Origin of the sequence: Mesorhizobium sp. CAU 1732 (assembly GCF_039888675.1) — a bacterium.
Lineage (GTDB): Bacteria > Pseudomonadota > Alphaproteobacteria > Rhizobiales > Rhizobiaceae > Aerobium.
This window is the reverse complement of sequence record NZ_JBDQQR010000001.1, coordinates 1,231,072-1,248,854: the sequence shown is the minus strand read 5'-3', so window position 1 is coordinate 1,248,854 and position 17,783 is coordinate 1,231,072. Positions and strand designations below refer to the sequence as shown.

Here is a 17,783-nt window from a genome sequence, read left to right as displayed (position 1 = left end):
GTCAGCGATCACCACGCGGCTTGCGAGGACCCGTTCCACGAGGCGCCGGCTTGTCGCCGGGCTTGCCCTGCGGACGCGGCTTTCCGGCGTAGCGCCGGCCTTCCGTGCGCTCGGCCATCTCGGCTTTCTTTTTCTCGCCGACGGGCCGCGCGCCGGGCGCCATCCAGACATTCGCCGAACGCGAGCGCTGCTCGAACGCCGGACGCTCCTCGCGGCCACCCGGCTTGCGATCACCGAACTTGCCGCCGCCCGGCTTTCCGTCGCCAAACTTTCCGTCACGCGGCTTGCGGTCGTCGAAACGCTTGTCCTTGCCACCGCCACCGAACGGCTTTCCGCCCCGCGCGGGCTTGCCATCCCTGTCCGGCTTGCCGAACGATTTGCCGGCGGGCCTGCTGGTCTGGAGCCGTCCCAGCGCGTCTTCGCGCTTCTGCTCGCGTTCGCGCTTCTTGTTGTAGAGCTCAGTGGGTTCCTCGCGCTTCGGTTCGACACGCGCGACGGGCTTGTTGGAGAACTCGTTGATCACGGGAGCTTCGAAATCCGCACCGGATTCCTCGATCAGCCGCTCGCCGAGCTGGTCGCGCAGGAGCTTGCCCTTGAGCTCGCGGACCTCGCCCTCGGCCAGTTCGCCAAGCTGGAACGGACCGTACGAAACACGGATCAGCCGCGTCACATCGAGACCGAGCGACGCGAGAACATTCTTCACTTCGCGGTTCTTGCCCTCGCGCAGGCTCAGCGTCAGCCAGGCGTTCGAGCCCTGCTCGCGGTCCAGCGTGGCTTCGATCGAGCCGTAGAAGACGCCGTCGACCGCAATGCCGTCCTTCAGCGCGCCAAGCGCTTCGGGCTGGACCTTGCCGTGCACACGCACGCGATAGCGGCGCAGCCAGCCGGTCGCCGGAAGTTCCAGCACGCGCGACAACCCGCCATCATTGGTGAGCAGCAGCAGGCCCTCGGTGTTGATGTCGAGACGGCCGACCGTCATCAGGCGCGGCAGGCCATTCGGCAGCACGTCGAAAACGGTCTTGCGGCCTTCGGGGTCGCGGTTGGTCGTGACGACGCCGGACGGTTTGTTGAACAGGAACAGCCGCGTCCGCTCGACCGCCGGAATCTCGGTTCCGTCCACGGTGATGCGATCGGAGCGCGAGACGTTGATCGCCGGGCTGTCCAGAACCTTGCCGTTGAGCGCCACGCGGCCCGCCGCGATCATCTCCTCCGCATCACGCCGCGAGGCCACGCCTGCGCGTGCGAGGCGGCGCGCGATGCGCTCGCCATCGCCGGCCTGTTCGCTTACAACCGGGTTCGCAACGGTATCGGCGGCGCGCGCGGGCTTGCGCGGCGCATATCCATCCGCGCCGTCGCGCTTCACGAACGGCTTGCGGTCTCCATCGGGCTTGCGGAACGGCTTGCGGTCACCGCCTTCGCGCTTCACGAATGGCTTGCGCTCTCCGTCCGCAGCGGGGCGATCATCGCGCTTCACGAACGGCTTCCTGTCGCCGTCCTCGCGTTTGGCAAAAGGTTTCGCATAGGGCTTGCGGTCGCCGCCTTCGCGCTTCACGAAAGGCTTGCGCTCTCCGTCTGCGGCAGCGCGGTCATCGCGCTTGAACGGCTTCCTGTCGCCGTCCTCGCGCTTGGCGAACGGTTTCGCATAGGGCTTGCGGTCACCGCCTTCGCGCTTCACGAAAGGCTTGCGCTCTCCGTCTGCGGCGGCGGGGCGGTCATCGCGCTTCACGAACGGCTTCCTGTCGCCATCCTCGCGTTTGGCGAACGGTTTCGCATAAGGTTTGCGCTCTCCGTCTGCGGCGGCGCGGTCATCGCGCTTCACGAACGGCTTCCTGTCGCCATCCTCGCGTTTGGCAAAAGGTTTCGCATAGGGCTTGCGGTCGCCGCCTTCGCGCTTCACGAAGGGCTTGCGCTCTCCGTCTGCGGCGGCCGGTTTCCTGTCGCCGTCGGCGCGCTTGGCAAACGGCTTGCGCGGGCCGTCGCGACCGCTTTCGGGGCGCTTGCCTTTCGGGCCGCGTGGCCCCTTTGGCTTGTCGTTGTCATTGTCCATGTGGCGTTCGCCTTTCAGCGCGGGTAACTATCAGACCGCACTTGGCCTTGCGAGTGAAATTCGTCTGCAGGAAGAGCATGAAACCACCCAGCTTCATGGATACCGCCTTTGCCGAAGCAGAAGCCGCTGGCCTACGCGGCGAGGTGCCGATCGGCGCGGTGATCGTCAAGGACGGCGTGGTGTTGGCGCAGGCGGGAAACAGGACCCGCGAACTCAACGACCCGACCGCTCATGCCGAGATGCTGGTGATCCGGGAGGCATGCCGCCTGCTCCGCAGCGAACGCCTGCCCGAGGCCGATCTCTACGTCACGCTGGAGCCCTGCCCGATGTGCGCGGCGGCGATTTCCTTCGCGCGCATCCGGCGGCTGTATTTCGGCGCATCGGACGAAAAGGGCGGCGCGGTGGTGAGCGGTGGGCGGTATTTCGCCCAGCCGACATGCCATCACGCGCCGGAAGTCTATGCAGGCATTGCGGAAATCCGCTCGGCGGACATGCTGAGGCAGTTCTTCAGGGAGCGGCGCTGACTGCCACGCCGCCCTGTCGCGATCAGAGGCCGGGAATGTAGTCGCGCCAGGTCCGCTCGCCTTGCGCGCGCTTGGCCTGGCGTTCCTTCTTCCACTCTTCCTCGCCCAGCTCGCCCACGGCGGCGGTGTCGGAGGGGCGGCGATAATCCAGCGGCGGCTCGCTGAGATAACGGCGCGACGTTGCCTCGCCCTGATTGTTCTGGCGGACGCGACGCTGCAATTCCACGCGGCGGCCATTGTCAGGCGCCATCGTGGCGGTCAATGCGCGGTTGCCGTCGACATCGACGCCGGCTGCCCCGGCGCTGCCTGTCATTCCCGGTCGAACCTGCGGACGGTAGTTCGGGTTGTCCTGATTGGCGGTCGCCTCGGCGCGAATGCGCGCGCGGCGCTGCTCGGGCGATTCGGGCCATGCCGGGTTTCCGGCTGAGGTCAGATCCTCCTGCGGCGGAGGCAGAACTTCCAGCGATGACGGCTTCACCAGCTCAGGGCGCGGATTGTAGGCGATTTCGGGACCGCGATCGCGCGGGCCGACCTGAAGCACGCCGGTGACGTCCTCCAGAAGCTGCTCGTTGGCGGTCTTTCCCGTGCCGTAGGTCGGCGAGCCCATGCAGCCCGACAGGAGCGCGGTTGCACAAACGAGCGAAACACTGAGAAGGAGCGGCGCGCCGCCGCGCGTCGGGATGCTGTCGATTGTCACTGCAACTTGCCTCTCACATCGGGCGGAAAACGCCGGATCGACGCCAAACTGGCCGGAAATTCCGGCGACAACATGGCGTCTGCTTGGCGGCGCTTGTAGCGCAATCGTCGTTCCGGAGCAATGACGACCAGCCCTCGGCCGTCATTGCTGGTCGGTTCCGGAACGCCGTTGCGGCGTCTCGGCTACAGTCTGCCGAGCGCCTTGAGTTCCTGCAATGCCCTGGCATCGCGTGCGGACACGTCCGGGAACTCCGGGTCGGTGCCCACATCCGTGGTGTAGCGCCATGATCTGGCGCATTTCGAGCCGCCCGCGAGCGCCGGCACGACGGCCACGCCCTTCACCTCGTCGAGCGTAAACGCCACGTCGGGTGCCGCCCCGCTCACGAACTCGATGCCGCTGGTGATGCAGATCTCGGCCATATCGACATCCGCGATCGCGGACCGAAGCTCGGGATCGCTGACATAGACGATCGGCGCCGCCTCAAGCGAGGAGCCGATGCTCTTGTCGCGACGCTCGATCTCCAGCGAACCGGTGATGACGCGGCGAACCTGACGCACCTGGCGCCATTTCGCCGCCAGCGCGTCATCCTTCCATTCGGCCGGAATGGTGCGGAACTGTTCCAGATGCACCGACACCGCGTCAGGATGGCGCTCCAGCCACGCCTCTTCCATCGTGAAGGGCAGCATCGGCGCGAGCCATGTGACGAGATTATCGAACAGATGGCGCACGACGACGATCGCCGCCTTGCGCCTGGTGCTCGACGGCGCGTCGCAGTAGAGCGCGTCCTTGCGGATGTCGAAGTAGAACGCCGACAGCTCGATCCCCATGAAGTCGATCAGCGCCCGCGTGATGCGCTTGAAATCGAACGCGTCGTAGCCCTTGCGCACCACCTCGTCGAGTTCGGCAATCCGGTGCAGCATCAGGCGCTCGAGCTCGGGCATGTCGGAAAGCGGCACCTCCTCGCCCTCGTCATGCGCTAGCGTGCCCAGCATCCACCGCGTGGTGTTGCGCAGCTTGCGGTAGGCGTCGATGTTGGTCTGCAGCACGTTCTTGCCGAGGCGCTGGTCTTCCCAATAATCCGTCGTCATGACCCACAGGCGCAGGATGTCCGCGCCCGACTGCTTCATGACGTCCTGCGGAACCACCGTGTTGCCGAGCGACTTCGACATCTTGCGGCCGTCCTCGTCCATGGTGAAGCCATGGGTGATGACCGCATCATAGGGCGCCCTGCCCCGCGTGCCGCAGCTTTCCAGCAGCGAGGAGTGGAACCAGCCGCGATGCTGGTCGGAGCCTTCGAGATAGACGTCCGCCGGCCACTTCATGTCCGGGCGGTCCTCCAGCGTGAAGGTGTGGGTCGAGCCCGAATCGAACCAGACGTCGAGAATGTCCGTGACCATCGTCCAGTTTTCGTTGGCCTTCGGCCCAAGGAAGCGCTCGCGCGCGCCCTCAGCGAACCACGCATCCGCCCCTTCCTCCTCAAACGCTTCCAGGATGCGGGCGTTGACCGCCTCGTCCCGCAGCACTGCGCCGTTCTCATCGGCGAAGACGCAGATCGGGACGCCCCATGCACGCTGGCGCGAGAGCACCCAGTCGGGGCGGTCCTCGATCATCGCGCGCAGGCGCGTCTGGCCAGTTCCCGGCACGAAACGCGTGTCGTCGATGGCTTTCAGCGCGCGGCTGCGCAGCGTTGTCTCATCCCCGAGGTCCTTGTCCATGTAGACGAACCATTGCGGCGTGTTGCGGAAGATGACCGGCTTCTTCGAGCGCCACGAATGCGGGTAGGAATGCTTCAGCCTGCCGCGTGCGAACAGCACGTTCCGCTCGATCAGCGCCTCGATGACGGCCTTGTTGGCGTCGCCCTTCTTGCCGTTGTCGTCGATGACGCGCGCCGCCCCGCCTTCGCGATCCGGCCCGAAGCCCGGCGCATCCTTGGTGAAGAAGCCTGCATCGTCGACCGTGAACGGGATCGCGGTGTCGATGCCGCGCGCGGCGAGATCCTTCGCGCCGTCCATCCACGCGTCGAAGTCCTCGCGGCCGTGGCCGGGCGCGGTGTGCACGAAGCCGGTGCCCGCGTCGTCGGTGACGTGGTCGCCGGGCAGCATGGGGACGTCGAACTGATAGCCACCGCCGATGCCACGCAGCGGATGGGATACCGTGATGGCGGCGAGCTGGTCGGCCGTTACGTCGCGCAGGCGCGTGTATTCGAGCTTCGCCTTGGCGAAGGACTCCTCGGCCAACGCATCCGCGAAGATCAGCTTCTCGCCCGGCTGCGGACCGAAATCGTTCTCGGAACGCGTGACCTCGTAGAGACCGTAGGAGATGCGCGGCGAATAGGCGACCGCGCGATTGCCGGGGATCGTCCACGGCGTCGTGGTCCAGATGACGACGGCTGCGTCGCGCAGGTCCTGCTTGATGGCGGCATCACGTTCTTCATCGCCAACGTCGCCCGTACCCACGGCAGCGAGGCGCACCGGAAACTTCACCCAGACCGTATCCGACTCGTAGTCCTGATACTCGACCTCGGCTTCCGCCAGCGCGGTCCTCTCCACCACGCTCCACATCACCGGCTTGGAGCCGCGATAGAGCTGCCCGCTCATCGCGAACTTCAGCAATTCACCGGCGATGCGCGCTTCCGCGTGAAAATTCATCGTCGTGTACGGGTTGTCGAAGTCGCCCTCGATGCCGAGACGCTTGAATTCCTCGGTCTGGACATCGATCCAGTGCTGCGCGAACTCGCGGCATTCCTTGCGGAACTCGTTGACCGGCACCTGATCCTTGTCGAGGCCCTTGGCGCGATACTGCTCCTCGATCTTCCATTCGATCGGCAGGCCGTGGCAATCCCAGCCGGGCACGTAGTTCGAGTTGAACCCGCGCATCTGGAACGAGCGCGTGATGACGTCCTTGAGGATTTTGTTCAGCGCGTGGCCGATGTGGATGTTGCCGTTGGCGTAGGGCGGGCCGTCATGCAGCACGTAGAGCGGCCGGCCGGCAGCACTCTCGCGCAGCTTGTTGTAGAGCTTCATCTCCTGCCAGCGCTTCACCAGAAGCGGCTCCTTGTCGGGCAGGCCGGCGCGCATCGGAAATTCCGTCTGCGGCAGATAGAGGGTCTTCGAATAATCGATCTTTTCAGCGGTGTTCATGGTCTCGTCGCATCGTCGGCCCGGGCGTCACAGCCGGGCGAGGCTTCGGTCAAAAGGCGAAGGGCGCGCGATCGGACGGCGCGCGGAAATCCCGGACCTTCAGGCAGCCGCTCAGGCTGTCCGGAAGGCCGGGCCGGTAATTCGTATCGAGGTCGCGAAAAGGCGCGCGCGCTGTCTCATCGCCGCGCTTTTAGCCGAGGCAGGGCGGGGAATAAAGGGGTTTCGTCGGATTGCGAAAGCGGGTCCGAATGTGTATATTCTTCTCATTCTATACACATGGAGCGATCATGCGCACCAATATCGAACTCGACGACGAGTTGATGGCACAAGCCATGGAAGCGACCGGACTGCCGACCAAGAAGGCCACGGTAGAGGAAGCTTTGCGGCAGATCGTGCTAAACAACCGCCGTCGGCAAGGGATCAAGGAACTCGTCGGGATCGGTTGGGAAGGTGACCTTGACGAAATGCGAGAAGGTCGCACCTTCGATCTTGACGAGAGCTCGTGATCGTCGTCGACAGTTCCGTTTGGATTGCATCCTTTCGCGGTATCTACACGCCAAGCGTCAAACACCTACACGGCATTCGCAATACGGGGCAGATTCTCGTAGGTGACGTGATCCTGCTCGAATTGCTGCAGGGAGCACGCAGCGACAACGACGCGCGGAAAATCCAGAGGGTCATGTCCGATTTCACAACCGCCAACATGATGGACGTCCATATCGCAGTTCAAGCGGCTGCCAACTACAGACGTTTGCGTGAATTAGGCATCACGGTGCGCAAAAGCATCGACGTCATCATCGCGACGTTCTGCATCGAGAACGATCACGTGCTGTTGCATCAGGATCGCGATTTTCACCCGTTCGCAAGCCATCTCGGCCTGCGAACCGTGGGCTGAGCTGCCCGTTCAGCGTCTCAGAGCGAGAAGTCGAAGCGGTAGACCGCCGACGCGCCGATCGTCACCTGGCGGCGCGAGCCGCCCTCGCGCACGAGGCTCGATTTCGCGGCCGGGCCCATCAGGCGCGAGTATTCCGCGAAGACGCTCGTATCGAGTTGCTCGGTGGCCTTCCACGTCACCGCACCGCCGACGCCGACCGACTTGAAGCCGCTGCGGGGGCTGTACTGGGACAGGCCGGTCGCCGCGGATTCGAACGCGTCGACGCCGTAATAGGCATCGAAATAGTCGGCCGACGCCCAGGAGACGCGCGGTCCGGCCGAAATCTGGATCGCATTCGTCACATCGTGGAACACGTCCGCCGAGAGATCGGCCACGAAGCCGTCATGCGAGCGGATGCCGCGGCGTACTTCGCCCCGGAAACGCAGATTGTCGGTGGGATAGACTTCCGCGAAACCGCCGAGCTCGCCGCCGAAACGCACCGGCGAAAGACCGTTCAGCCTGCCATCGGTGTCACCGTCACGGCGGAAGACAAGCTTGCCCGCGGCGCCTGCCCGAAACGCGCCTGTATCGATGAAGGCAAGCGAGATGTTGTCGTTGCGCGACGAGAATTTGGCGGACGTGCCACCCGCCTTACCGAGGGAGATCATGGGCTGGAACGCGAAGGAGCGGCCATCCGCGCCCTCGAATTTCGGCTTGTGCAAAACCGCGCCACCGACCTTCAGATACCAGTCGCCGGAAAACCAGCCACCGATGCCGCCGCCCGACTGGGCCCAGGCGCTGGAAGCGGTCATGGTGAAGGCAGCCATAGCGGCTGCGAATATGCTCGTGCGAATCATCCGAAACCTCGAAACGCGGACACAGGAGGTCGTTTATCGTCGCCACTTCTCCGTCGGCTGGGTAAAGTTTGAATTAAAGTCCGTTACACCGGAGACGCCGCCAGAAGTCAGAGTCGCGAGGCCGATCCGGCCAGGGTCGCGAGCCTGACCGGGAACTTTTAGGGAGCATGGCGCCGACATAACGCGGGATTTCGCACTGCGAGGGAAATACCGGCCTTGACGAGGGTATCCGGCTTCCAATACGCCTGCCGGCTAACGTTTTAACGATCGGTCCGCGCTCTTCCGGCTCGTCGATCAAGCGGGAATGTACCCTTGCCTTCAACACCCAGGGTTGCTGTCGAACAAGCCTACCGCCCAAGCGGCCGGTTTGCATATTTGGCGGGGGCAGCGGCTGCGCTCATCCTGCTGTCGGTCCTTCCGTTCTGTCTTGCCCCTGAAATGCAGGTCTTCTACCTGAGCGAAGGTGGTCCGATCCAGGTCTTGTCTGCCGCCGGCTATCTGGTCGTGGCTACCACGCTTATCCGGGAAATGTCGGCCGCCGATCTGTCGAAGTCCTGGTATCTGGTCCTGATTCCGATCGCCATGTGCCTGCGCGAGATGGATTTCCACGCGCATTTTACGACATACAACATTACGAATACGCTTCTGTATGTATCTCCCGAGGTGCCATTCGTGGAGAAAATATTCGGTGTATCCGTTTTTGCGGTTCTCGGCATCGCCGGCTATTTCCTGGCCGTAAATCACACGAGCTCATTTGTGCGCAACCTTCGCAGGCGCGACTTCACGTCGATGGCAATTGCAGCAGCCATGATCAGTGCGGTCGCATCCAAGACGCTTGACGGTGCAGCCAGCAACCTCTCCTTTCTTGGAATCGACATATCATCGACCTTCTTCTCGATGGTGATCGAGGAAGTTCTGGAACTGGGGATTCCGATATTCCTTGCTACTGCGGCATTCTCGTATGTCGGACGGCAGAAGCCGAGGGCAATGCCTCATTGATCTGAGCCGGGCGGCCGCATTTGTAACGCCCGTCCGGCCTTTCGTGAGGACATTCCGACCGACCGGCCGTCATTTGGGCCTAGATCGCCGTGCGAGGATCACCGCGACGATTCGCGCCGCACGCCGATGCCGCTGGCGTTGCGATCAGCCCTGTGTAAAACTCATCAGGAGATCGAGCTGCGACAGGGGCGTCACGCCCGCGAGCAGCGCCCTCGCCTCGTCCTCGTCACGCCTGATCTGTGCAACGAGCGCGTCGAGGCCGTCGAACTTCTCCTCGCCGCGCAGATATCCGAAGAAGGAGACCGCGCAGCGCTCGCCGTAGAGGTCACCAGAAAAGTCGAAAACGAAGGTTTCCAGAAGCGGCTCGCCGTCTTCGTCCACCGTCGGGCGACGGCCGAAACTCGCCACCCCATCGTGCAGCGTGCCGTCGGCGCGGCGCAGCTTCACGGCGTAGATGCCGTGCCTGAGGCCGGTGGACGCGGGCAGCGCCATGTTGGCGGTGGGATAGCCCAATGTGCGGCCGAGCTGCTTTCCACGGCCGACCTCGGCTTCCACGGTGTAGCGATAACCGAGAAGGCCCGCTGCCTGCGCGACATCACCGTCGCACAGAAGGCCACGGATGCGGCTGGACGAAATGACGTCGGTGCCCTCGTCGCGGAACGCGTCCACCAGCGTCACGCCAAAACCATGACGCTCGCCGGCTTCCATGAGATAGGCGGGACCGCCCTGGCGATTCTTTCCGAAATGGAAGTCGAACCCGGTCACGACGTGGCGGATGCCGAGGTTCTCGACCAGGATCCGGCGCACGAAATCCTCGGCGTCCAGCCCTGCGAAGTCGCGCGTGAACGGCTGCTCGATCACGGCCTTGAAGCCCAGCGCCTGCAAAAGACGCGCCCGGACCGGCGCCGTGGTCAGCCGGTAGAGCGGTATGTCGGGCCGGAAGATCGAACGCGGATGCGGCTCGAACGTCAGGACGATCGCCGGAACACCGCGTGTGGTCGCTTCGGAAAGCGCGCGCTCGAGAACCGCCTGATGGCCGCGATGCACGCCATCGAAATTGCCGATCGCGACGACCCCGCCGCGCCCGCTGGCGGGGAGTTCCGACGTTTCGGCAATCCGCTCGATCACGTCCCCCATCATGCGGCTATGCCAGGCGCGGGATCACGGCGACGGGGCCGTATCCATGCTTTTCCAGGAAGGCTGCAAGCCTCTGCGGATCGGGTTCGTGCGCCTCGCCATATTCGGCGGCGTGGATGCCCGCCGAGACGAACAGCACGTCGAACCCATTGTCGGATGCGCCCTTGACGTCGGTGAGCACGCCGTCGCCGATCGCAAGCACCTTGGAACGATCGATCTCGCGCCCGGCAAGCGTCGCCGCGGATTTGAGCGCCGCCTCGTAGATCGGGTGGTGCGGCTTGCCGGCGATATAGGTACGTCCGCCAAGCTGTGCGTAATCGCGGGCCAACGCGCCTGCGCACCACATCAGCCGGTCGCCGCGCTCCACCACGATATCGGGATTGGCGCAGATGAAGGGAAGGTCGCGCTGGCGAAGACGCTGCAGCATGTCCGCATAGTCTTCCGGCGTTTCGATCTCGTCGTCGAAGAAGCCGGTGCACACGACCGCAGAAGCCTCGAATTCTTCCACGAGATCGATGTCGAGATCGTCATAGATCATCATGTCGCGGTCCGGGCCGAGATGAAACACCCGGCGCGAGCCGGCGCGAATGAGATCGCGGGTCACGTCACCCGACGTGACGATGCCGTCCCAGCAATCGGTCGGGACATTGAGGATGGCAAGCTGTTCCTCGACGCCCTTGTGCGGCCTCGGCGCATTGGTGATCAGGACGACCTTCACCCCTTTTGCGCGCGCCCGGCGCAACGCGTCGACCGCGTCCGGGAAGGCACGAATGCCGTTGTGGATTACGCCCCAGACGTCGCAGAAAATGGCCTCGTATTCGTTCGAGAGACCATCCAGCGTTTCGATCATGTTCGCCATCGGCATCCTGTCCGCTTCTGCCACCGGGCATTATCGCCGGGCGACCCGGGATTAGCCGAAGCGGTGCGGGCTGTCACCCGCTTTTGACGTCAGAAACGTTCAGGCGGGACGCTTGAAGCCTGCCCGAAGGCGTTCGATCTCGGCGCGGCAGACGCAGCCCTCGATATGGTCGTTGACGAGCCCCATCGCCTGCATGAACGCATAGACCGTCGTCGGCCCGACGAACGACCAGCCACGCTTCTTCAGGTCCTTGGAGATGCGCGTCGAGGTCTCGGTGGTCGGATTGGCACGGATCATCGCGAGGTCGACGCGCGCGGGCCGCTGATCCGGCGTGGGCTCGAACGACCAGAAATAGGCCGCCAGCGATCCATGCTCGCTGGCGAGGTCCACCGCCCGCTTGGCATTGTTGTACACCGAGGCGATCTTGCCGCGATGACGGATGATGCCGGCGTTCTGGAGATGCTCTTCGATTGCGGGCGCCGGATCGGTCTCCGCGAGCCGGCGAAAGTCGAAACCGGAAAACGCGGCGCGAAAATTCTCGCGCTTGCGCAGGATCGTGAGCCACGAGAGACCCGACTGAAACCCTTCAAGGCAGAGCTTTTCGAAAAGCCTGATGTCGTCGGCGACGGGCCTGCCCCATTCGGTGTCGTGATAGTGCCGATAGTCGGGCAGGTTGCCGTGCCATGCGCAGCGCAGGACATCGTCGTCGCCGCGGATCAATCCGTCTGTTTCACTCATCAAGCCCGCATCCTCGAAACCGTCCCTTTACCATGCTGCTCAACCGCCGGGTAACCGTACCGAAAGGTTTACGGATTTCCTCGCATTTTACCGAAACCGATTCACCAATTCCTTGTTGTGAATGGTCACAATTCAGGCAGGAGCGCGGCCTGTCCACCCGGTTTGCGCCGACCTTTGGCGATCTGTTGCGAGTATGTCGATGAAGCTTCGTCTGTCCCTGTTTGTTTCCGTCGCGACTGTCCTTCTCGGCGCCTCGGCCGCCAGCGCCCAGCAGCGCTATCACGAGGCCCCGCCTCTGGTGGTGAGCCCGGACCTGTCCGCGCCGTGGGTCATGCAGTTGCAGCGCGCGCCCGTCGGCCAGAGGCAGCAGCACGGCCAATTGCCCGGCGTCACGATGGGCCTCGCGCCCGAGCCGGTTGCCCGGGCCCGCGCGCGCGTCACGCCCGCACCCGTCTATCGCGAGCGCCAGCCCGACGCGGTGCAGACCGCTGCCGTGCCGAGCGCGCCGCGCGATGCAGCCCCTCGGGTGGACCCGAAATTCCTGCCGCAGATGGTCGCCTATGATGGCGGCCACAAGCCCGGCACGATCGTCATCGATACGCGCGAGAATTTCCTCTATCTCGTGGAAAGCGATGGTCAGGCGCGGCGTTACGGCGTCGGCACGGGTAAGCCCGGTTTCGAATGGGCCGGCACGCACAAGGTGACTCGCAAGGCGGAGTGGCCGGATTGGCGTCCGCCCGCAGAGATGATCGCGCGCGAGAAGAAGAAGGGCCGGCACCTTCCCGTCCACATGGCGGGCGGACCCGAAAACCCGCTCGGCGCACGCGCGCTCTATCTTGGTTCGACGCTTTATCGTATCCACGGTACCAACCAGCCCTGGACGATCGGCGGCGCCGTGTCGTCCGGCTGCATCAGGATGCGCAACGAGGACGTCATGGACCTCTACGAGCGCGTCAAGGTCGGGACCAGCGTGATCGTGATCTAGAGCATCGGACCGAAAAGTGGAAACCGGTTTTCGGGTTATTCCGATGCTCAAACAAAGAGATAGATCGCTACTCGTGCGTCCGTAAGGATGCACGAGTAGCGATCTAGAAACACCCGGAGAGGGGAGAGGCCGCGCTGGGGATAGCAGCGGCCGGATAGAGGGCGGCACGGGGGGCGTGCCGCCCTTTTCCTTTGTATGGCGGTCTCAACTGGCCGCGACGCAATTTGGCGATCCTCGGCACCTCGGTTATTCATCGTCATGCCGCTGGAGGCGGCGATTCGGGGGGATCACCATGGACAGCCTGATTACTGTATTTCTGCCGCTTGCGCTGGCGATCATCATGTTCTCCCTCGGGCTCGGCCTGACGGTCGACGACTTCCGGCGCGTCGTGCTCAAGCCGAAGGCCTTTGCCGTCGGCGCGGTGGCACAGCTCATCCTCATTCCGCTCGTCGCCTACATCCTCGCGATCGCCTTCCGCCTTCCTCCGGAACTCGCGGTCGGCATGATGATCCTCTCGCTCTGCCCCGGCGGGGTGACCGCCAATCTCCTCACCAAGCTGGCGGGCGGCGAAGTGGCACTGTCGATCTCGCTCACCGGCGTCATCAGCCTCGTCGCGGTGTTTACGGTTCCGATCATGGTCGTCGTCTTTGCCGATCACTTCATGGGTCTCGACGCGCCCGCCGTGAACGTGACCGCGCTCGGCGTATCGATGTTCCTGATCACCTTCGTCCCGGTCGTGCTCGGCCTCGTGATAAGGCGCTTCGCGGAAGGTTTTGCCCTATCGCTCGACGCCGTCGTGTCGAAGATCGCCGTGGTGTTGTTCGTGATCGTGGTGCTCGGCGCGCTCGCAGCCAACTGGCGCATCTTCCTGGACAATCTCGGCCTGCTCGGCCCCGGCCTCGTCGTTCTCAACATCGCCTTGCTGGCGATCGGCCTCGGCCTCGCGCGATTGTTCAACCTGACGCGCGCCGAAGGCAAGGCCATCGCCATCGAAACCGGCATCCAGAACGCCACGCTCGGCATCACGGTGGGCTCGCTCATCGTCGAGCAGGCAAGCGCCCTGCCGCCCTTCAGCCTCCCGTCAGCCGTCTACGGCATCACGATGTATCTGGTGTCGATCCCCGTCGGGCTGTGGCTGCGGCGGAGGGCTTGAGCAAATCGCTCCCGCCCGTCAGCGGCTATTCGCGGCTGCCTCAAGCGCTTCTTCGGCCCATTGGTTCAGGCTCTTGCCGGAGAGTTCCGCCGCCAATGCCGCCTTGCGATGCGTTTCAGGCTTCACCCGAAACATCACTTTGCCTGAATAGGGTTTTTGAGGTTCCTTGCCGACCTTGGCGCAGGTCTCGGCATAGTCATCGACCGCTTCGTGGAATGCCGCCTTGAGTTCCGCCACGCTCTCGGCGTGGAAGCCGACGACATCCGTAATACCCGCGATCCGCCCGACGAAGATTTCATCGTCCTCGTCAAACGCAACCGTTGCGGAATATCCCTTATAGCTCATCGTATTCATGGCTTCACTCCAATCTGGATCAGGAACTCGCGAGCATCCTTGACCTGATAGCGCTTCGCCTCCTTTGCAGGATGCGGACGGTGGAAGGTGCCCACGACACCGTCCTTCTCGAAACGCACACGCGAACCGCTGCCTTCGATCAGGCGAGACTCTGTCGCGAGCAGCAGACCTTCGATATCGGCCCATTCGATGGTGCCCGAAATCGGATCTCTGAACACAAGAGCCAAAGTCTTCTTATGCTTGCTGTTCATGCTGGAATATGGATCGCACCCGCATCGAATGCAAGCATATATCGCTAGCGATCTCTATTCCGCAGCATCCAGAACGACGGCCCTCTCCGGAACACCCTTCGGCCGCGCACCGCCATAGGCCCAGTCGAGCAGTTGCACCGTGTGGATCACGGGCAGCGTCGAGCCGGAGCCGATCTGCGTCATGCAGCCGATATTGCCGGTCGCGACCAAAGCCGCGCCCGTCGCCTCGATGTTCTTCACTTTCCGGTCTCGCAGCTTCGCCGAGATTTCCGGCTGCAGGATGTTGTAGGTGCCGGCCGAGCCGCAGCACAGATGACCCTCGCGCGGTTCCTTCACGACGAACCCCGCGCGTGCCAGAAGCGCCTTCGGCTGGCGCACGATCTTCTGCCCATGCTGCATCGAGCAAGCGGAATGATAGGCGACCGTCAAGCCCGGCTCGATCGAGGGTTGCGGCAGATCGATGGTCGAAAGGTATTCGGTGACGTCCCTGGCGAGCGCCGACACACGCGCCGCTTTTTCGGCATAAGCCGCGTCCAGCCTCAGCATGAAACCGTAATCCTTGATCGTCGTGCCGCAGCCGGACGCGGTGATCACGATCGCATCGAGGCCGCCGGCATCGATCTGCGCCGTCCACGCATCGACGTTTCGCCGCGCTGCGTCGAGTGCCGCGTCCTCGCGCCCCATATGATGCACCAGCGCGCCGCAGCACCCCTCACCCTTCGGCACCACGACCTCGACGCCCACGCGATTGAGCAGCGAGATGGTCGCTTCGTTGATGGCGGGATCAAGAACCGATTGCGCGCAGCCGGTGAGGATCGCGACGCGGCCGCGCCGCGCGCCTGTCGCGGCATGGCTGGAAGGCTCCGAAACCGCAGACTTCGATGGGACGCTCGACGGCGCCAGCCGCAGCATTGCCGCCAGCGGTTTGAGCGGCTTCACCGCATCGAACACAGCCGCAAAGGGCCGGCCAAGACGCGCAAGCTGCAACGCCGCGCGAAACCGTCCCGGATAGGGCAGCACGGCCGCCAGCATGGCACGCGTCATCCGGTCGAGCAGCGGCCGCCTGTAGGTCTTCTCGATATGCGCCCGCGCGTGATCCACGAGATGCATGTAGTTCACGCCGGACGGACACGTGGTCATACAGGACAGGCACGACAGGCAGCGGTCGATATGCGTGACGATCTGCTCGTCCGCCGGCCTGCCATTCTCCAGCATGTCCTTGATCAGGTAGATCCGCCCGCGCGGGCTGTCGAGCTCGTTGCCGAGTGTGACGTATGTCGGGCACGTGGCCGTACAGAACCCGCAATGCACGCAAGCGCGCAGAATCTTCTCCGATTCCGCGACATGCGGGTCGGCAAGCTGGGCGAGGGAAAAGTTGGTCTGCATCAGATGCCCATCCTGCCGGGATTGAGGATGCCTTTCGGATCGAACTGCTCCTTCAGCCGCGCCGACAGCCCCGCAAGTGCCGGCGTCTGCGGCTGGAACACCGGCACGGATGCGCGGACGACCGGCGTGGCGCGCACCAGCGTCGCGTGGCCGCCGCCGAACTGCGCGATGAGGGCGCGCACGATGTCCGCTTCCGGCTCCCCCTCCATGCGCAGCCAGATCAGCCCGCCCTGCCAGTCGTAGAAGGCATCGACGGCTGCCTGCATTCTCAGCGCCATCACCATTTCGTGCCCCTTGCCGGGCGTCATCGAGATACGCCAGACGGGACGCATCGTGCCGTCGGCAAACGGCATGCAGTCGCGGATTTCGCGCCAGAGTGCGCGCGACTGCGCCTCCTCCAGCCGTTCGATCACGCCATGACCGGCGAGCAGCGCCGAGAGATGGTCGAAGCGATAGGCGACTGACGGCCCGAAACCTTCAAGCCGCAGGAGGGTCGATCCCCTGGCCTTCAGCGCGCCGTCGAGCACCCTGCCCGTCACGCTCTCCGGCAGGTGCGCCGCACCCGCCACCTCGCCACTCGAGCCCATCGCAATCGCCATCGCGTGCGCCGCCTGTTCCTCGCTCAGACCGCGCAACACCAGCGTCGCCTCGGTCTGCGCTGCCGGCAGGACTTTGAACGTGACGTCCGTAACGACCGCCAGCGTGCCCCATGACCCGGCCATCCCCTTGGAGAGGTCGTACCCGGTTACGTTCTTCACCACGCGACCGCCGGACTTGAACATTTCGCCCCGTCCCGACACGGCGTGGGTGCCGAGAATATGGTCACGCGCCGCCCCGGCCTTGAGACGACGTGGGCCGGACAAATTGGCGGCCAGCACCCCGCCGATCGTTCCGCTCTTGGCCGTCATGCCATCCGCGCCTCCCAGAAGCGGTGCATAGTCCATCGGCTCGAAGGCGAATTCCTGCCCATGCTCGGCAAGCAGGGCCTCGATCTCGGCGAGCGGCGTTCCGGCCCGCGCCGACAGCACCAGTTCCTCGGGCTCGTAGAGCGTGACACCGGTCAGCTTCGACAGGTCGATCACATGCACGATCTGTGCCGGGCGCCCGATGCCGCGCTTCGAGCCATGGCCGACGATCTCGACCGGCGCCTCTTCGGAGACGGCCCATTCGACGGCTGCCAGCGTTTCTTCGGCGGAAGTGGGGGTGAAGGTGGTCATGCGAGCGCAAACCTTGGTTCCTCGCCCCCGCGGAGCGGGGGAGAGGTGTCGAGGCGAAGCCGAGACGGAGAGGGGGGCGACGGTTCACACATCATCGTCATTTCTGATTTTTGGCTTGGCATAGACAAATCGCAAATCGGTAGCTGCAACGTCCTCGCTCAAGCGGCCATCAAGCGCTGCGAGTATCGTCTCGCAGACGCTGTTCATCGATTTGAGCGCATCGACACTCCAGAAGCGCAGCACCGAATATCCTTCAGCGCGCATGAATTCGTCTCGGCGACGGTCATAGTCACTTTCCGCATGCTGGCTGCCATCGAGTTCGACGACCAGCTTTTTCGCACGACATGCGAAATCCGCGAAGTATGGCCCAAACGGCATCTGCCGAACGAACTTGTAATCGCCTAACCGTCTCGCTTTCAATTCCATCCAAAGGACGGCCTCGGCCATGTTGTCGCCCTTACGCAGGTCACGCGCTCGGGCAACGGCTTGCGGGGAACGGCGGCTCGTTTGAGCCCCCCTCTCCGTCCCGGGCTTCGCCCGGGCCACCTCTCCCCCGCTCTGCGGG

At 64.1% G+C, this 17,783-nt stretch carries 18 protein-coding genes; 6 read left to right on the top strand and 12 right to left on the bottom strand.

The genetic code is table 11. The features are described from left to right. Position 1: 1 nt before the first annotated feature. Complete coding sequence (locus tag AAFN55_RS06110) at positions 2-2,047, bottom strand: pseudouridine synthase (protein WP_347797969.1); 2,046 nt, start codon at positions 2,045-2,047, stop codon at positions 2-4. 77 nt (positions 2,048-2,124) lie between these two features. Here AAFN55_RS06110 and AAFN55_RS06105 point away from each other — a divergent pair, with 77 nt between their 5' ends. Further along, positions 2,125-2,571 carry a nucleoside deaminase gene (locus tag AAFN55_RS06105; RefSeq protein ID WP_347797968.1) on the top strand — a complete coding sequence of 149 codons (447 nt, stop codon included), beginning with the start codon at positions 2,125-2,127 and terminating at the stop codon, positions 2,569-2,571. A 22-nt stretch (positions 2,572-2,593) separates the two neighbouring features. Here AAFN55_RS06105 and AAFN55_RS06100 read toward each other — a convergent pair whose 3' ends face one another. Both AAFN55_RS06100 and ileS read right to left on the bottom strand, forming a co-directional pair. Next, positions 2,594-3,268 (bottom strand): hypothetical protein, encoded by a 675-nt coding sequence (locus AAFN55_RS06100; RefSeq protein WP_347797967.1) that lies wholly within the window; start codon positions 3,266-3,268, stop codon positions 2,594-2,596. A gap of 182 nt (positions 3,269-3,450) precedes the next feature. Further along, positions 3,451-6,408, bottom strand: coding sequence for an isoleucine--tRNA ligase (gene ileS / locus AAFN55_RS06095; RefSeq protein WP_347797966.1), 2,958 nt, complete (start codon positions 6,406-6,408; stop codon positions 3,451-3,453). A gap of 287 nt (positions 6,409-6,695) precedes the next feature. Between ileS and AAFN55_RS06090 the strand changes: the two genes are divergently transcribed. Further along, complete coding sequence (locus AAFN55_RS06090; protein ID WP_347797965.1) at positions 6,696-6,914, top strand: type II toxin-antitoxin system VapB family antitoxin; 219 nt, start codon at positions 6,696-6,698, stop codon at positions 6,912-6,914. After that, positions 6,911-7,303 (top strand): PIN domain nuclease, encoded by a 393-nt coding sequence (locus AAFN55_RS06085; protein WP_347797964.1) that lies wholly within the window; start codon positions 6,911-6,913, stop codon positions 7,301-7,303. The genes AAFN55_RS06090 and AAFN55_RS06085 overlap by 4 nt, the downstream gene beginning before the upstream one ends. Positions 7,304-7,320: 17 nt before the next feature. On the opposite strand, the gene AAFN55_RS06080 is transcribed toward AAFN55_RS06085, so the two are convergent. After that, on the bottom strand, positions 7,321-8,094 hold the full coding sequence (locus tag AAFN55_RS06080) for a MipA/OmpV family protein (protein WP_347800200.1): 774 nt from the start codon (positions 8,092-8,094) through the stop codon (positions 7,321-7,323). Positions 8,095-8,451: 357 nt separating this feature from the next. On the opposite strand from AAFN55_RS06080, the gene AAFN55_RS06075 reads away from it, so the two are divergent. Continuing rightward, positions 8,452-9,138 (top strand): hypothetical protein, encoded by a 687-nt coding sequence (locus AAFN55_RS06075; RefSeq protein WP_347797963.1) that lies wholly within the window; start codon positions 8,452-8,454, stop codon positions 9,136-9,138. Between the two features lie 144 nt (positions 9,139-9,282). Here the strand turns inward: AAFN55_RS06075 and AAFN55_RS06070 are convergent, their stop codons facing one another. The 3 genes from AAFN55_RS06070 to AAFN55_RS06060 all read right to left on the bottom strand — a co-directional run bounded on the left by AAFN55_RS06070 (position 9,283) and on the right by AAFN55_RS06060 (position 11,875). Next, positions 9,283-10,275, bottom strand: coding sequence for a bifunctional riboflavin kinase/FAD synthetase (locus AAFN55_RS06070; RefSeq protein ID WP_347800199.1), 993 nt, complete (start codon positions 10,273-10,275; stop codon positions 9,283-9,285). A gap of 7 nt (positions 10,276-10,282) precedes the next feature. Beyond that, positions 10,283-11,134, bottom strand: coding sequence for a TIGR01459 family HAD-type hydrolase (locus AAFN55_RS06065; protein ID WP_347797962.1), 852 nt, complete (start codon positions 11,132-11,134; stop codon positions 10,283-10,285). A gap of 99 nt (positions 11,135-11,233) precedes the next feature. After that, positions 11,234-11,875: a DNA-3-methyladenine glycosylase I gene (locus tag AAFN55_RS06060; RefSeq protein ID WP_347797961.1), complete on the bottom strand. Its 642-nt coding sequence runs from the start codon at positions 11,873-11,875 to the stop codon at positions 11,234-11,236. A gap of 196 nt (positions 11,876-12,071) precedes the next feature. Between AAFN55_RS06060 and AAFN55_RS06055 the strand changes: the two genes are divergently transcribed. Further along, positions 12,072-12,857, top strand: coding sequence for a L,D-transpeptidase (locus AAFN55_RS06055; protein WP_347797960.1), 786 nt, complete (start codon positions 12,072-12,074; stop codon positions 12,855-12,857). A gap of 292 nt (positions 12,858-13,149) precedes the next feature. After that, on the top strand, positions 13,150-14,010 hold the full coding sequence (locus AAFN55_RS06050; protein ID WP_347797959.1) for a bile acid:sodium symporter family protein: 861 nt from the start codon (positions 13,150-13,152) through the stop codon (positions 14,008-14,010). A gap of 18 nt (positions 14,011-14,028) precedes the next feature. Here AAFN55_RS06050 and AAFN55_RS06045 read toward each other — a convergent pair whose 3' ends face one another. From AAFN55_RS06045 to AAFN55_RS06025, 5 genes are all read right to left on the bottom strand, one after another. Then, positions 14,029-14,364, bottom strand: coding sequence for a type II toxin-antitoxin system HicB family antitoxin (locus AAFN55_RS06045; RefSeq protein ID WP_347797958.1), 336 nt, complete (start codon positions 14,362-14,364; stop codon positions 14,029-14,031). Then, positions 14,361-14,615 carry a type II toxin-antitoxin system HicA family toxin gene (locus AAFN55_RS06040; protein ID WP_347797957.1) on the bottom strand — a complete coding sequence of 85 codons (255 nt, stop codon included), beginning with the start codon at positions 14,613-14,615 and terminating at the stop codon, positions 14,361-14,363. Before AAFN55_RS06040 ends, AAFN55_RS06045 begins: the two co-directional genes overlap by 4 nt. 54 nt (positions 14,616-14,669) lie before the next feature. After that, entirely contained in the window at positions 14,670-16,001 is a 1,332-nt protein-coding gene (gene glcF / locus AAFN55_RS06035) for a glycolate oxidase subunit GlcF (protein WP_347797956.1), read from the bottom strand. After that, entirely contained in the window at positions 16,001-17,218 is a 1,218-nt protein-coding gene (locus AAFN55_RS06030; RefSeq protein ID WP_347797955.1) for an FAD-binding protein, read from the bottom strand. The genes glcF and AAFN55_RS06030 overlap by 1 nt, the downstream gene beginning before the upstream one ends. Before the next feature lie 84 nt (positions 17,219-17,302). Then, positions 17,303-17,764 carry a DUF559 domain-containing protein gene (locus AAFN55_RS06025; protein WP_347797954.1) on the bottom strand — a complete coding sequence of 154 codons (462 nt, stop codon included), beginning with the start codon at positions 17,762-17,764 and terminating at the stop codon, positions 17,303-17,305. Positions 17,765-17,783: the final 19 nt, after the last annotated feature.

Coding starts and splice junctions, on each gene's coding strand:
- AAFN55_RS06030 (WP_347797955.1), bottom strand. CDS start 17,218: ATGACCACCTTCACCCCCACTTCCGCCGAAGAAACGCTGGCAGCCGTC.
- AAFN55_RS06045 (WP_347797958.1), bottom strand. CDS start 14,364: ATGAATACGATGAGCTATAAGGGATATTCCGCAACGGTTGCGTTTGAC.
- ileS (WP_347797966.1), bottom strand. CDS start 6,408: ATGAACACCGCTGAAAAGATCGATTATTCGAAGACCCTCTATCTGCCG.
- AAFN55_RS06070 (WP_347800199.1), bottom strand. CDS start 10,275: ATGGGGGACGTGATCGAGCGGATTGCCGAAACGTCGGAACTCCCCGCC.
- AAFN55_RS06080 (WP_347800200.1), bottom strand. CDS start 8,094: ATGACCGCTTCCAGCGCCTGGGCCCAGTCGGGCGGCGGCATCGGTGGC.
- AAFN55_RS06105 (WP_347797968.1), top strand. CDS start 2,125: ATGAAACCACCCAGCTTCATGGATACCGCCTTTGCCGAAGCAGAAGCC.
- AAFN55_RS06055 (WP_347797960.1), top strand. CDS start 12,072: ATGAAGCTTCGTCTGTCCCTGTTTGTTTCCGTCGCGACTGTCCTTCTC.
- glcF (WP_347797956.1), bottom strand. CDS start 16,001: ATGCAGACCAACTTTTCCCTCGCCCAGCTTGCCGACCCGCATGTCGCG.
- AAFN55_RS06040 (WP_347797957.1), bottom strand. CDS start 14,615: ATGAACAGCAAGCATAAGAAGACTTTGGCTCTTGTGTTCAGAGATCCG.
- AAFN55_RS06110 (WP_347797969.1), bottom strand. CDS start 2,047: ATGGACAATGACAACGACAAGCCAAAGGGGCCACGCGGCCCGAAAGGC.
- AAFN55_RS06090 (WP_347797965.1), top strand. CDS start 6,696: ATGCGCACCAATATCGAACTCGACGACGAGTTGATGGCACAAGCCATG.
- AAFN55_RS06050 (WP_347797959.1), top strand. CDS start 13,150: ATGGACAGCCTGATTACTGTATTTCTGCCGCTTGCGCTGGCGATCATC.
- AAFN55_RS06065 (WP_347797962.1), bottom strand. CDS start 11,134: ATGGCGAACATGATCGAAACGCTGGATGGTCTCTCGAACGAATACGAG.